This window comes from Pseudomonas taeanensis MS-3, from assembly GCF_000498575.2.
GTDB classification, from domain to species: Bacteria; Pseudomonadota; Gammaproteobacteria; order Pseudomonadales; family Pseudomonadaceae; genus Aquipseudomonas; species Aquipseudomonas taeanensis.
In genome coordinates this window covers 204,532-217,002 of sequence record NZ_AWSQ01000002.1, presented here as the reverse complement: position 1 = coordinate 217,002, position 12,471 = coordinate 204,532, and the positions used below count along the sequence as shown (strand labels likewise).

General features: G+C 64.5%; 12 protein-coding genes. 3 read left to right on the top strand and 9 right to left on the bottom strand.

Annotated elements, in window-relative coordinates; genetic code table 11:
* The first annotated feature begins 11 nt into the window (after nt 1-11).
* Nucleotides 12-2,657: a DEAD/DEAH box helicase gene (locus TMS3_RS09080; RefSeq protein WP_025164955.1), complete on the top strand. Its 2,646-nt coding sequence runs from the start codon at nt 12-14 to the stop codon at nt 2,655-2,657.
* Nucleotides 2,658-2,728: 71 nt separating this feature from the next.
* On the opposite strand, the gene TMS3_RS09075 is transcribed toward TMS3_RS09080, so the two are convergent.
* The 4 genes from TMS3_RS09075 to TMS3_RS09060 all read right to left on the bottom strand — a co-directional run bounded on the left by TMS3_RS09075 (nt 2,729) and on the right by TMS3_RS09060 (nt 7,289).
* A complete protein-coding gene (locus tag TMS3_RS09075; protein WP_025164954.1) occupies nt 2,729-3,232 on the bottom strand; it encodes a phosphate-starvation-inducible protein PsiE in 504 nt (167 codons plus the stop codon).
* Nucleotides 3,233-3,444: 212 nt separating this feature from the next.
* The gene (locus tag TMS3_RS09070) at nt 3,445-3,918 is read right to left on the bottom strand and encodes an aminoacyl-tRNA deacylase (RefSeq protein WP_025164953.1); all 474 of its coding nucleotides are present in this window, start codon (nt 3,916-3,918) and stop codon (nt 3,445-3,447) included.
* A 285-nt stretch (nt 3,919-4,203) separates the two neighbouring features.
* Entirely contained in the window at nt 4,204-5,784 is a 1,581-nt protein-coding gene (locus TMS3_RS09065; protein ID WP_025164952.1) for a DUF3369 domain-containing protein, read from the bottom strand.
* The gene (locus TMS3_RS09060; RefSeq protein ID WP_025164951.1) at nt 5,781-7,289 is read right to left on the bottom strand and encodes a sensor histidine kinase; all 1,509 of its coding nucleotides are present in this window, start codon (nt 7,287-7,289) and stop codon (nt 5,781-5,783) included. Before TMS3_RS09060 ends, TMS3_RS09065 begins: the two co-directional genes overlap by 4 nt.
* 212 nt (nt 7,290-7,501) lie before the next feature.
* Here TMS3_RS09060 and TMS3_RS09055 point away from each other — a divergent pair, with 212 nt between their 5' ends.
* Together TMS3_RS09055 and TMS3_RS09050 are read left to right on the top strand one after the other, a co-directional pair.
* Nucleotides 7,502-8,320 carry a substrate-binding periplasmic protein gene (locus tag TMS3_RS09055; RefSeq protein WP_051394213.1) on the top strand — a complete coding sequence of 273 codons (819 nt, stop codon included), beginning with the start codon at nt 7,502-7,504 and terminating at the stop codon, nt 8,318-8,320.
* A 155-nt stretch (nt 8,321-8,475) separates the two neighbouring features.
* A complete protein-coding gene (locus TMS3_RS09050; RefSeq protein WP_025164949.1) occupies nt 8,476-8,739 on the top strand; it encodes a YebG family protein in 264 nt (87 codons plus the stop codon).
* Nucleotides 8,740-8,761: 22 nt separating this feature from the next.
* Here the strand turns inward: TMS3_RS09050 and TMS3_RS09045 are convergent, their stop codons facing one another.
* Genes TMS3_RS09045 through TMS3_RS09025 form a run of 5 tightly spaced genes read right to left on the bottom strand, consistent with a single transcriptional unit; the run spans nt 8,762 to nt 12,467 of the window.
* The gene (locus TMS3_RS09045) at nt 8,762-10,162 is read right to left on the bottom strand and encodes a YncE family protein (protein WP_025164948.1); all 1,401 of its coding nucleotides are present in this window, start codon (nt 10,160-10,162) and stop codon (nt 8,762-8,764) included.
* A complete protein-coding gene (gene copM, locus TMS3_RS24590) occupies nt 10,159-10,644 on the bottom strand; it encodes a CopM family metallochaperone (protein WP_025164947.1) in 486 nt (161 codons plus the stop codon). The genes TMS3_RS09045 and copM overlap by 4 nt, the downstream gene beginning before the upstream one ends.
* A gap of 9 nt (nt 10,645-10,653) precedes the next feature.
* Nucleotides 10,654-11,466 (bottom strand): anti-sigma factor family protein, encoded by an 813-nt coding sequence (locus TMS3_RS09035; protein WP_025164946.1) that lies wholly within the window; start codon nt 11,464-11,466, stop codon nt 10,654-10,656.
* Nucleotides 11,463-11,969, bottom strand: coding sequence for an RNA polymerase sigma factor (locus TMS3_RS09030; protein WP_025164945.1), 507 nt, complete (start codon nt 11,967-11,969; stop codon nt 11,463-11,465). The genes TMS3_RS09035 and TMS3_RS09030 overlap by 4 nt, the downstream gene beginning before the upstream one ends.
* Before the next feature lie 60 nt (nt 11,970-12,029).
* Complete coding sequence (locus tag TMS3_RS09025; RefSeq protein ID WP_025164944.1) at nt 12,030-12,467, bottom strand: nuclear transport factor 2 family protein; 438 nt, start codon at nt 12,465-12,467, stop codon at nt 12,030-12,032.
* Nucleotides 12,468-12,471 lie beyond the last annotated feature (4 nt).

Here is a 12,471-nt window from a genome sequence, read left to right as displayed (position 1 = left end):
GGGCTCACCCGATGAGCCTGGATATCCTGCACCTGCACCAGGCCGACTGGCGTGCCGAGTTCGGCAGCGGTGATTTCACCCGCGGCGTCGGCTATGCCGAGCAAAAGCGCAGCACCCTGCTCAGTCTCAAGGACCATACCCTGACGGCCAGCTGCCAGGGCTCGGCGGCGCAGACATACCAGCAGCGCATCACCCTGCAGCCTTATGGCCAGGGCTGGGGCGTGAGCGGTCGCTGCAACTGCCCGGTGGGTTTCAACTGCAAGCATGTGGTCGCGGCCCTGTTGACCCTGGAGGCCCAGCAACACTCGGGGGCCGACCTCAGCGCGCTGATAGTGCCGAGCAAGGATACCGTCGAGCAGCGCGTGGAGGGCCTGCAGCCGCAACCGCTGCTGACCCTCGGCAGCCATGTGCGGGTGCATTTCGATGCGCGCAAGGGGCGCATGCATGAACAGACCCAGCACCGCGCCGCCCTGGCCTTCGACTACCAGGGCCAGCGCACCTTCGGCAAGCCGTCCAAGGATCTGCTGGTGCGCCAGAGTCCGGCGCTGAGCCTGCGCATCATCCGTGATGGCGCCGGCGAAGCCGCCCTGCGTAAACGCCTGGAAGACACCGGCCTGCAGGTCGCCCTGCGGCAGAGCGAAGCGTTGCCCGAGCACGCCGGCGAGCCCTTCGAGCTGAGCCACGACAGTGCCTGGCTGAAGTTCGTCCAGGAGCAGCTGCCGCGTCTGCGCGATGAGGGCTGGCAGATTCACATGCAACCGGATTTCCAGTTCAATCTGGCGCAGGTAGACGACTGGTATGCCGAGGTCGAGGAGGCGCCGGAACTCGACTGGTTCGAGCTGGAGCTGGGTATCGAGGTCGAAGGCCAGCGCATCAGCCTGCTGCCGATCCTGTTGCAGGCGATTCGCCGCACGCCCTGGCTGCTCAACGGCGAGGCCCTGAACAAGCGGGCGGATGACGAGGTGATGCTGGTCAATCTGCCGCAGAGCACACGGCGCATCGCCCTGCCCTTCGCTCGCTTGAAGCCGCTGCTGGCAACCCTCGGCGAGTTGTTTCTGCGTGAGCCGGGCGAGTCCAGTCAGCGCCTGCGCCTACCGCGCGCCGACGCCGCGCGCCTGAGCGAACTGGAGCAGGGGCCGGCGCTGAGCTGGCAGGGCGGTGCGCCCCTGCGCGAGTTCGCCCAGCGCCTGCATACATTGCCGGCGCAAAGCATCCAGGCGCCCGAAGGCTTGCAAGCCGAGCTGCGGCCTTATCAGCTGCACGGCGTGGCCTGGATGCAGGCACTCGGCGAGTTGCAGGTCGGCGGCGTGCTGGCCGACGACATGGGCCTGGGCAAGACCCTGCAGACTCTGGCGCACATCCTCGGTGAGAAGCACGCCGGGCGCCTGCAGCATCCCGCGCTGATCGTCATGCCCACCAGCCTGATTCCCAACTGGCAGGACGAAGCCGCCCGCTTCGCCCCGCAGCTCAAGGTACTGGCCCTGTATGGGCCGAAACGCCGCAGCCAGTTCAAGCTGATCGGCGAGCACGACATCATCCTCAGCACCTATGCCCTGCTGCCGCGCGACCTCAAGGCGCTGACTGCACAGCCCTTCCAGCTACTGATTCTCGATGAGGCGCAGAACATCAAGAATCCGCGCAGCAAGGCGGCACTGGCCGCCGGGCAGATTCAGGCGCGACAGCGCCTGTGCCTGACCGGTACGCCCCTGGAGAACCACCTGGGCGAGCTGTGGGCGCTGTTCAACTTCCTCATGCCCGGCTGGCTCGGCGACAGCAAGAGTTTCACCCGCGACTACCGCACGCCCATCGAGAAGCAAGGCAACGAACAGCGCCTGGCGCACCTGCGCGGACGGATCAAACCCTTCATCCTGCGCCGCAACAAGGAACAAGTGGCGCCCGAACTGCCGCCGAAAACCGAGATCACCCACTGGGTCGAGCTGAGCGCCGCCCAGCGCGACCGTTACGAGACTCTGCGCCTGGCCATGGACCAGAAAGTCCGTGCGGAAATCGCCCGCCAAGGCCTGGCGCGCAGCCAGATCGTCATCCTCGAGGCCCTGCTGCGCCTGCGCCAGGCCTGCTGCGACCTGCGCCTGCTCGACGATGACAACGACAATAGCCACGCGGCGCTGAGCAGCCACGACTCGGGCAAGCTCAGCGCCCTGCTGGAGATGCTCGAAGAGCTGTTCGCCGAGGGTCGCCGGGTGCTGCTGTTCTCCCAGTTCACCTCGATGCTGGCGTTGATCGAGGTCGAGCTGCAGAAACGCAAGATCGACTATGCCAAGCTCACCGGCAGCACCCAAGATCGACGCACGCCGGTGGCGCAGTTCCAGAGCGGCGAACTACCGATCTTCCTGATCAGTCTGAAAGCCGGCGGCGCCGGCTTGAACCTCACCGCCGCCGATACCGTGATCCACTTCGACCCCTGGTGGAACCCGGCCGCCGAGGCCCAGGCCAGCGACCGCGCCTACCGCATCGGCCAGGACAAGCCGGTGTTCGTCTACAAGCTGATCGCCCGTGGCAGCGTGGAAGAGAAAATCCAGCAGTTGCAGCAGGCCAAGGCCAACCTGGCCCGTGGCGTGCTGGAAGGCGCTAGCCAGGGACAATGGCAACTCAGCGAGAATGACCTGCAGGATCTGTTCGCGCCCCTGCCCCACTGACAGCTTAAGTAGCCCGGATGCAATCCGGGGCTCGGCAAGCAGGCTTCCCGGATTGCATCCGGGCTACACACTTACACCTCGCCCACACGGTCGTCCTTCTCCGCCGCCTCATCGGCTGGGTTGCGCCGCCGACGCGGGCCGTCGGCTTGTACCGAGGGATACTTGGCCGAGGCGAAGCGCACCACCCAAATCGACAGTGCCAGCAACAGGATGGCCCCGGAAATCATCACCACGCCCCAATCCGGGCGATTATGGTGCGAGACATCGGCGATCAGCAGGCGGGTCAGCGCGGTGATCGCCACGTAAATCAGGAAGCGGATCGGCATGTGATTGGTCTTGAAATAAATCCCGACCATCGCCCCCAGTTCCAGGTAGATGAACAGCAAGAGGATGTCATCGACCGTGATATGACCCTTGTCGATCATCCCGAGAAACGCCACCACCGCCGCCCAGGCTGTCACCGCACCGATGGCGAACAGCGCCAGGTAGTGAAAGGCTTCGACCAGAAGAATGCCCAGCGAATCGGACAACCCATGCATCTGTTCACGCAGGCGTTCGGCCCAATTGATGCTCACTCGTTGCGCTCCTTAAAGACTGCAAAATACCTACGCGGCGATGATCCCTCGCCAGCGTGACGATTAGGCTATGCAGGAACAGGACCACCCCGAACGGGTAGCCCTCGTACAAGTGCGCAGGCCCGCCAGCGCGCGCAAAGAAATACGCGACCGCCATGGTAGGCCCATCAATTGGGAAAAGGGGGCGCCGTAGCAACGGCGCCGCCCAGAGGTCAGGCTGATTCGCTGAAGAAACCGTGTTGGGCGGTTGGCATGAGCTGGAGAAATTGCTCCGAACTCATATGCACCAAGCCTTCATGATCGCCAGACTCGAAATATACATCCTTGACCCCGGTGAGCGACTGATCGATCAGGGTGTCCATCTCGAAGGCTGTGCCGACCGGAGGAATCGCGCCCAGGGCGCAGTCGTTGAAGCGGCTGCTGAACTCGCTCTCATGCACCAGGCGCCAGTGACGCTTGGTGAGTTTGTTGACCTTGTTGAGGTTGACCTGACGAGTAGCCGGAACCACCGCCATCAGCCAATGCCCCTGAAAGTCATCGAGGATCACCGGTTTGGCCATCAGGTGTGGTGGCACGCCGGCACGCCGCGCCGCCTCACGGGTGGTCATCGAGAGGTCGTGCTGGAGCATGTCGTAGCTCGTATGGTTGTCTGCTAAATAGCTCTGTAAACGGTTGGCCATGGTCATGATGCACCTCCTGCCGCTGGCCTGGAGATTGCCGCTGGCCCCTCGTCCCGATGAAGCCCGCGCGAGTCGCTGCGGATAACACAGCCGACTCATCTCGCAACGGGTCTGTTGCGCGCTGTCAGGGGAACTCCCTGCCCCCATCCCGAGCAGTGGATGAGGCCCATGCCCGTGCTTCCAGTTTAGTACAGCGGCTTGCTGGCGCGGCCTGGCAGGACCAACGGACGCGAATTGCTGCACCCACCCGCGTCCTCCTGCTCGATCATCTGGCCGCTCTGCCACTCCCGTTCAGGCACTGTCCTGAGACTCGGAGTACTCCTCGTCGACTTCATCAAGGAAGGCCGCTACCACCTTGGGATCAAACTGCTTGCCACTGCGCTCGCGGATATAGGCCAGGGAGTCGGCCAGTGACCAGGGCTCCTTGTAAGGACGGCGGTGCATCAGTGCATCGAACACGTCGACCACCGCCACGATGCGCGCCGAGAGGGGAATCTGCTCGCCCTTCAGGGCCTGCGGATAACCCTGGCCATCGAAGTGTTCGTGATGCCCGCCGGCGATCTCGGCACCGATCGACAGGTAGCTCTGACCCTCCACCATGCGTGCCGAACGCTGCAGGATGGCGGCGCCGATGCTGGCATGCCGACGCATCACCTCGCGCTGCTCCTGGTCATGCACGCCGGGCTTGAACAGCACCAGATCCGGGGTGGCGACCTTGCCGACGTCGTGCAGAATGCTGGCCATGCCGATCAGTTCGAGGAAACGCGGGGTCAATTCATCCGGGTAGTCGCCGCGCTCGGCCATGCGTCGGGCGGTGCGCGCAGTCCAGTGTTCGACGCGCAGCACGTGATCGCCGGTGTCGCTGTCGCGGTACTCGGCGAGGTCGGCCAGAGCCACCACCGTCGCCTCTTGCGCTCGCGCCATTTGCAGGTGGTGGTGGAGGTTGTCGAAAGCCGAGGCGATACGGCTGCAGAACACTTCAAGCAGATCCTTGTCCACCTCGGTCAGTGGCCAGGGCGGGGTGAAGTACAGGAGGAACTCGTGGCGAGTCTGGGTCGGGATGTAGAGCACCTCGTTGGGGTAGGCGTATAGGCTCTGCCGGCTCGCGATCGCCTGCAACATCAGCGGATAGACCGGATGGCCTTCGTCCAATTCGTCATGATGCGCCATCTCGGCGAAGCTGCCGGTGGCGCCGAGGACCTGCAGCGCCACCGAGTCACTGCCCACACCGCGGCGTACACAGAGGATGCCGTGAGTGCCGACATCGAGGATGGCGCCGATCTGCGCCAGCACGCCGGAGGCAAACTCGCGCAGCGAGTGCATCTGATAGAGATTCGCCGAGCCTTCGAGGATCTTGCTCAGGCCCTGGCGACTGCGCTCGATGGCGACCAGGCTCTCATAGGCACGCAAGGAGGCGATGACCGTGGTGTAGAGCTTCTGCAGGGTCAGTTCGGTCTTGGCCTTGTAGTCGTTGATGTCGTAACTGAGGATCACCTCCTGTTCCGGCGCCTGGCCCGGCTGGCCGGTGCGCAGAACGATGCGCACCAACAGATTGTCCAGCTCCTCGCGCACCCGTTGCACCAGGCGCAGCCCTGCGTCGTCGGTTTCCATCACCACGTCGAGCAGGGTCAGGGCGATGCCCGGCTGATCGCGTAGCAGCTCGAAACCCTCCTGCCCCGAATAGGCACTCAATAGTTCCAGGCTGCGGCCCTTGTACTCGATGCCGCGCAAGGCCAGCCGCGTGACCCGGTGCACATCCGGTTCATCGTCGACGATCAACAGCCGCCATGGCGGCTCGGGCCTGGCAACGGACGGCTCGACGCTGTCGTCAATCAGCCAGTCGTCTTCTGCATGGGAGTGCTCGTTGCTCATGTTGCCTCCTCTACCAACTGCGGGGCGATCAGCGGCATCCGCAGGGTGAAGCGCGTACCCTGCCCCGGCGTGCTTTCCACCTGGATCTGCCCGCCCAGACGCTGATTCACAATGTTATAGACCACGTGCAGGCCCAAACCGCTGCCGCCGACGCCGCGCTTGGTGGTGAAAAATGGCTCGAAGATATGCGCCAGGTGTTCGGCGGCGATGCCCGTGCCGTCATCGGCGAACTGCAGGATCACCTCATCACCCTCGGCCTGCGCGCTGAGATCGATATGACCCGCCGCCCCGCCGGGGAAAGCATGGGTCAGTGCGTTGACCAACAGGTTGGTCACCACTTGCGCCAACGCGCCCGGGTAACCGTCCAGTTGAATATTCGCTGCACAGCTGTTGCGCACCTTGATCGGCAAGCGCTTGTAGGTCGGCCGCAGGCTCTCGACCACCTCGTCCAGATAACGGGCCAGATTGAATTCGCGGCGCGCCTCGCTGGTCTGGTCGACGGCCACTTCCTTGAAACTGTGCACCAGGTGCGCCGCCCGGTTGGCGTTGCTTTGAATCAGCTCGACGCTCTCCGCGGCGACCTGCAGATAACTCTCGACGTCCGACTTTTTCAGCTGCCCGGCCTGCAGTTGCGCGGCGAAGCGCCGGGTCTCGTCGCTCAGTACGCTGGCACCGGTCAGGGTGATGCCCAAGGGTGTGTTGATCTCATGCGCCACGCCTGCCACCAGACCACCGAGAGCCGCCAGCTTTTCCGCCTGGATCAGGGTGGCCTGGGTGCGCTGCAGCTCTTCGTAAGCCCGGCGAATCTCACTCTCGGCCTGGCGCCTGTCCTCCAGGTCGACGGCCAGCCGCCGGGCAATGCGGTTGAAGCCGCCCACTACATCGCCGAACTCGTCATGCCGAGTGCTCGGAAGCATCAGCGTCTCCGGCGGGCCACGGTGCTCCGCCGCCTGGTTCAACGCATCGCGTAGCCCGGTCAGCGGTTTCAGCACCAGCAAGCGCAGGCTCAGCGACAGCGCGGCGACCAGCAGCACGTCCAGCGCGAGGATCTCGAGGGTACGCCGCCAGACCTGTTCGTCGAGGGTGCTCTCCATCTCCTGCCGCGACAGCAGCACCTGCACCCGGCCCAGTAGCTGACCCTCATCGCGACCGCGATTAAGCAGCGGGAACTCCAGGCGGTCATACAGCGCGCTGCGCCTGCTGGGAGGCTCCAGCACGCCGGCGGAGGCCATCCGCTCGTCGAGGTCGGAATAGACGACTATCCCCAGCACCGGCGGTTTTACCTCGGCGGTCAGGTTGTCCTGTAGGGTCGATAGGTCGAAGTTCCACAAGGGGTTGACCAGGTTGGTCTGCAGGCGCTGCTGCACGCTGTCGCGGGTCCGTTGGTATTGTTCGAGCAACTGGCTGCGCATGCTCCAGTAAGCCAGCGCCCCGGAGCAGCCGAGCAGCACGGTGACCAGCAGCACGAACAGGGCATTGAAGCGGAAGCCGATGCTGTTTCTCATCAGGTACCCCCGCCGATCGCAGGCGAGTTCGACTTGCACCTGAGGTCGGTAGCGCAAGTGGACGAGGGTGAAACGTTCATCTATCACCATAGCCCACCTGGACCAGGTAACACTTCGCCTGATCGTACCGCGTGGTCTATAGATGAAGAGTAGGCATTGCCTGACCCTGCCGCCTGCATGCCCAGCCGTGGCGGGGCAACCGAGAGAAACCAATGATCAGATGCGTAGCACGCCGGCTGGCCAGCACCTTGCCCCTGCTGGCGCTGCTGTTCCTGGCGCCCATGGCTGCCTGCGCCGACACCTTGGTGACCCTGCTGCTCGACGAAGCCTACCCCCCCTACTCCTACCGCACGGGCGATGAAGCCGCCGGTATCTACGCCGACATCCTGCGCGCGGCCGAACCGCAGCTACGTGGCTACCGCCTCAAGCTGGAGCCACAACCCTGGCGCCGCGCCTTGGCCGAGGTCGAGGCCGGGCGCGCGCTGGCCATAGTGCCGCCCTACCACCGCCCGCGGGAGCGACCCTGGATAGCGCCCTATTCGGTGCCGATCCTCGAGGAGCGGGTGGTAGTGTTCTGCCACCACCAGGTGTTTGCCAAAGGCCCAAGAAAGCGTTGGCCGGGCGACTACCAGGGGCTGCGCTTCGGCAATAATCCGGGCTACCTGTCGGCGGACCAACCCTTCTGGCACGCGGTACGCCGTGGGCTGATCCTGATCGAGGAGGCACCGGGCAATCGCGCCAACCTGCAAAAGCTGCTGCGCCAGCGCATCGACTGCTACTTCAACGAACGTCTGGCGATTCTCGCCGAACTGGCGCTAATGCGCCGCGATGGCCTGTATGACCCCAATGACGCCACACCGCTCGTCGAGGGGCCGACCATTAGCGTGGAACACGGGCATGTCGGCTACAGCAACACCGATAACGCGCGCTTTCCATTCAAGGCTGATTTCGTCCGCCAACTGAACGCGGCCATTGAGCGCTTGCGTAAGTCGGGGGAAATCGAGCGGATCGTCCACCGCTACACCCACTGATGTGCACGCCGTGCTGATCGGAGCTCACACCTGGCCGCCCCCCTGAACACTCGGATGGACTATCCAGGCCCGGCCGACTGCATTACACTGCGCAACCACTGTATGAATAAACAGTTTCTTGCAACCCTATCAGCGTGAAGGCGTAGAGGTGATGAATGGCCGTCGAAGTGGTGTACCGCAGCAGTCGCGATCTGGAGCGTTTATTTATGGATAAGGCCGAAGCCGATCGTCACGACAAGATGCTCGAACTGGCCGAGCTGCTCACCGATGTGTTGCAGAAGGCCGTGCCCTCGCTGAGCGAGCAACAAGGCGAGGAGCTGGGCATCTTCATGGCGAAGAACCGCGATATCTTCGCCAAGGCCTTCAAGAACCAGCCGGATGCTCTCAGCGAGCTGGGCAAGGACGAGGCGGCGGAGTAACCGCCACCTCGATTGCGCGAGCTCAGGGCACGCTGCTGAGCACCGCCTTGCTGCTGTCCAGGGCGCCGTCGCCCTGCATGACCAGCAAGGTAGCCGGCGTGACCTCACGCTTCGACAACGAGTTGACCACCTCGCGCAGCGGGCCGATGGCGCTGCCATTGGCCGCCCCTGCGGCGTTGGTCTTGAAACTCGCCACCGGCTGCTTCTGTCCGCTGAGGTAGAGGCTATACAGCGTCTCGGGCTTGAGCTTGAACAGCGCAACGTCCAGCGAGTCGACCAACCCCAGATTACGCGCCACCACGAAGCCGCCGCCCTCCCCCTGCTTGGCCTTGAGTGCTACGTTGTGCGGCTCGCCATTGCCGCGCGGCTGCAGGTTGGCGCGACCATCGCCTGCCGGCACCGCATTCGACAGATAGACCAGGGCCTGGGGCGACTGGCCGACCGGTACGCGGGCGATGATGCGGTCGTTGGCGGTGTCGATGACCTCGACCGCATCGCCATTCTCCAGCCCTACATAGACCCGCGAGCCATCGTCGGACGCCCAGATACCGTGCGGCAGCGCACCCACTCCCAGGCTGGCGAGCAATTGCGGTGGGCTCTCGGTGGTGTAGACCTTGACCCGGTTCTCGCCGCCGACGGTGACGTAGGCCAGGGTGCCGCGCGCGGTCTCGGCGAAAGCCAGGTGGTTACTGATAAAGCCGGTGTCGAACACCTCCTTGACCGTCAGGCTGTCGAGGTCGATGCGGGTGACCTTGCCGACATCCTTGTGGGTCATCCACAGTTCCTTGGCGTCGGGGCTCAGCTGGAGGAACGGCGAGAAGGGACTGGTCACGGCGATGCGCTTGACCACTTTATGGCTGGCGACATCGATCACCGCCACTTCCGGGCTGAAGCTGTGCACCACGAAGGCGCGCTTGCCGTCCGGGTGGAACAGCAGCATGCCGGGGCCGGGCGCCGTGTGGATGCGACGGGTTTCCTCATAGGTCTTGGCATCAATCACCGAAATGTAATCGGCGCCGCGCACCGTCACCCAGACTTCCTTGCCGTCGGCACTGAAGAAACCCTCATGGGGCGAGCGACCGATATAGCTGATGGCCTTGACCTTGTTGCTCGCGGTGTCGATGAAGGCCACCGAGTTGGAGCCGTTGGAGATCGCGATCAGGGTCTGGTGGTCGGGCGAGAAGCCCAGCCCATGCACGTTGATCTCACCCTTGTAGAGTGGCGAGAGAATGTCCGGGCGCGGATTTCCCAGGCGAATCTGCCCCAACAGGCGGTTGCTGGAGGGGTCGATCACCGAGACCGTATTGCTGTTCTGGTCGGCACTGTAGACCCGGTCCTGCGGGCTGGGTGCGGCCATGGCCGAGGCGCTGGCAAGCGCCATGGCCAGGCCGAGGGACAATAGGCTGGTGTGAGTCTGTTTCATCGGGTCGCTCCTTCGGGTTGCACAGGCGCAGCCGCGCTGCCTTGAGGGGGTGTCGTTGGCTCGGCCTGGCGTTGCTGCCAGGCCCGCATCAGGCGGATTTCATTCTGCTGTTCGGTGATGATCGACAGCGCCAGGTTACGCATTTCCGGGTCCGTGCCGTTCAGCAGCAGGGCCTTGGCCATGTCCACGGCGCCCTGATGGTGGGGAATCATCATGCTGACGAAGTCCTGGTCCGGGTCGCCATGCATGGGCGCGGCGCGCATGCCCTGATCCATCGCCCCCATGGCCTGGTCCATCAGCTCGGCGAACGAATGGGCGCTGCTGGCAACGAAGGGCGCCGACGGCTCCGCGTCGAGACTGCTGCCATGTGCGCTATGTCCCTGCTCGGCGAAAACCGTGGTACCGGGCAGCAGCAACACGGCGCCGAGCAGAACCTGGCGCAGGCGAATACCTCGGCGCAAACGGCCGGTTGAAAGGTGCATAGGCTGGACTCACTTGTGCTGGAGTTGTGCGTAAACCGCGCTGGCGACTCGCACCAGCTCACCCTTGTCGATGCCCGCGGACAGCGCATAGCCGAACGGGCCATCGATCCAATAGAAGACGTTGACCGGACCTTCCTCGGCGAAGTGGAAGCCGGTGTTCTGGTTACTGTTGTTCTCGGTGGAGACGTACAGGGTCAGGCGCTGACCGCTGCCATCGTGGTACATGAACTGCGCCACCGGGCCGCTGTTACCCGGCAGCAAACGCCCGCCGATCAACTCGTAACCGAGGCTGCCCAGGCTCGGGGCCTGGATCTTGGCGTTCAGGCGTTTCGACAGCCAGGCCACCAGCTGATCCTCCTGATCGGCGCCGATCTCCACCGGGCGACGCACATCGGGGCTGTACACCACATGGGCAATCGCCGCCTGGCGGGCAAAACTGGCGGGCTGCGATGCGCGCTGCCACTGCTCGCCATCCAGTTGCACCAGCCGCGGCGGCTGCAACTCGCCGCGCAGCAGCCAGCCCGCGCCGCCACTGAAACAGGCGATCAGCAGCCCGGCCACCAGGCGCGGCCACAGCCGCTGTGAAGCGCGCGCGGTGGCTGGCACCAAAGCGGCCGCCCGCAGCTGCTCGGGCACCGGCTCATCCAGCACCGGATCGAACAGCGCGCGAATCTCGCGATTCTGCTGCTGGTAGCGTTGCAGCCGTTGCGCCTCACGCGGATGGCTGGCGAGATAGGCCTCGACCTCGCCCCGCCGAGACTCTGGCAGGAGCCCGTCGACATAGGCCTGCAGCTCGTGCTCGTGGATCTCTATTCGGCTCATTTCACCACCTTCAACGCGACACTCGCGGCACGCCCATCCATCAACAGGCGCAGCCGCTCCCGGCCCCGCGACAACCGCGACATCACGGTGCCGACGGGGATACCCAGGGTGCTGGCCACCTGCTCGTAGCTCATTTCCTGCAGCGCCACCAGCAACAGCACCTCGCGCTGCTCGTCCGGCAGCTGGCTCAGGGCCGACTGCAGGTCGCGCAACGCCAGGGCGTCTGGCGGGCTGGCGGGGCTGGCCAGTTCGCTGGCTTCCTCGTCCAGCTCTTGGGTGTCGAGCCTCGGCTTGCGCCGTTGATCGACGTGCAGGTTGTGCATGATGCCGAACAGCCAGGCACGCATATCGCTGCCGCGCCGCCACAGGGAAAACTTGCCCCAGGCGCGCTCCAGGGTGTCCTGCACCAGATCGTCTGCCGCCGTCCGGTCGCCCACCAGCGCACGGGCATAGCGGCGCAGACGGGGGATGCAGGTCAGCAGCGTCTCGCTGTCAGCGCTCATCGGAATGTTCCACAGCGTCGATCTCGAGAAGGCACACCGGGCAACAGGACCCGGCCATCATCAATAAGCGCTGGTCGCCAGCGCCGGCACCACTTGCCAGGTCTCGTTGGCGATCTTGCCGGCGCGATAGGTCAGCACATAACGCACGTTGATCGGCTGCTTGCCGCTGAAACGCACGTCGGCGGTGACCGTGGCGCCCTTGGGGTTGGCCGCCTCCTGCAGTCCAGCCTGGCTGACCTGCAGCGGGCCCTGGGCCTTGGCGAAGCGTTGCCACAGTTGGCCAATGCTGTCCGCCCCCTGGTAGCGGCCGTCCAGCGGACCGCCGACCCAGTTCAACTGCGCATCAGCGGCATAAGCGGCCATCAGCTGGTTCAGATCACCGCTGCCAATTGCCTGGAAGTGCGCGCTGGCGGCATCGCTGGCCGGACCTGCATGAGCAATCTGGGCGAAGCCGAGGGCGGACGAGAGGGACAGAACGGCTATCAGTTTCTGCTGCATGGCG

What these genes read in the sequence shown, in the direction of transcription:
- TMS3_RS09080 (WP_025164955.1), top strand. Translation starts at nt 12, where the DNA reads ATGAGCCTGGATATCCTGCACCTGCACCAGGCCGACTGGCGTGCCGAG.
- TMS3_RS09070 (WP_025164953.1), bottom strand. Translation starts at nt 3,918, where the DNA reads ATGACCATGGCCAACCGTTTACAGAGCTATTTAGCAGACAACCATACG.
- TMS3_RS09065 (WP_025164952.1), bottom strand. Translation starts at nt 5,784, where the DNA reads ATGAGCAACGAGCACTCCCATGCAGAAGACGACTGGCTGATTGACGAC.
- TMS3_RS09060 (WP_025164951.1), bottom strand. Translation starts at nt 7,289, where the DNA reads ATGAGAAACAGCATCGGCTTCCGCTTCAATGCCCTGTTCGTGCTGCTG.
- TMS3_RS09055 (WP_051394213.1), top strand. Translation starts at nt 7,502, where the DNA reads ATGATCAGATGCGTAGCACGCCGGCTGGCCAGCACCTTGCCCCTGCTG.
- TMS3_RS09050 (WP_025164949.1), top strand. Translation starts at nt 8,476, where the DNA reads ATGGCCGTCGAAGTGGTGTACCGCAGCAGTCGCGATCTGGAGCGTTTA.
- TMS3_RS09045 (WP_025164948.1), bottom strand. Translation starts at nt 10,162, where the DNA reads ATGAAACAGACTCACACCAGCCTATTGTCCCTCGGCCTGGCCATGGCG.
- copM (WP_025164947.1), bottom strand. Translation starts at nt 10,644, where the DNA reads ATGCACCTTTCAACCGGCCGTTTGCGCCGAGGTATTCGCCTGCGCCAG.
- TMS3_RS09035 (WP_025164946.1), bottom strand. Translation starts at nt 11,466, where the DNA reads ATGAGCCGAATAGAGATCCACGAGCACGAGCTGCAGGCCTATGTCGAC.
- TMS3_RS09030 (WP_025164945.1), bottom strand. Translation starts at nt 11,969, where the DNA reads ATGAGCGCTGACAGCGAGACGCTGCTGACCTGCATCCCCCGTCTGCGC.
- TMS3_RS09025 (WP_025164944.1), bottom strand. Translation starts at nt 12,467, where the DNA reads ATGCAGCAGAAACTGATAGCCGTTCTGTCCCTCTCGTCCGCCCTCGGC.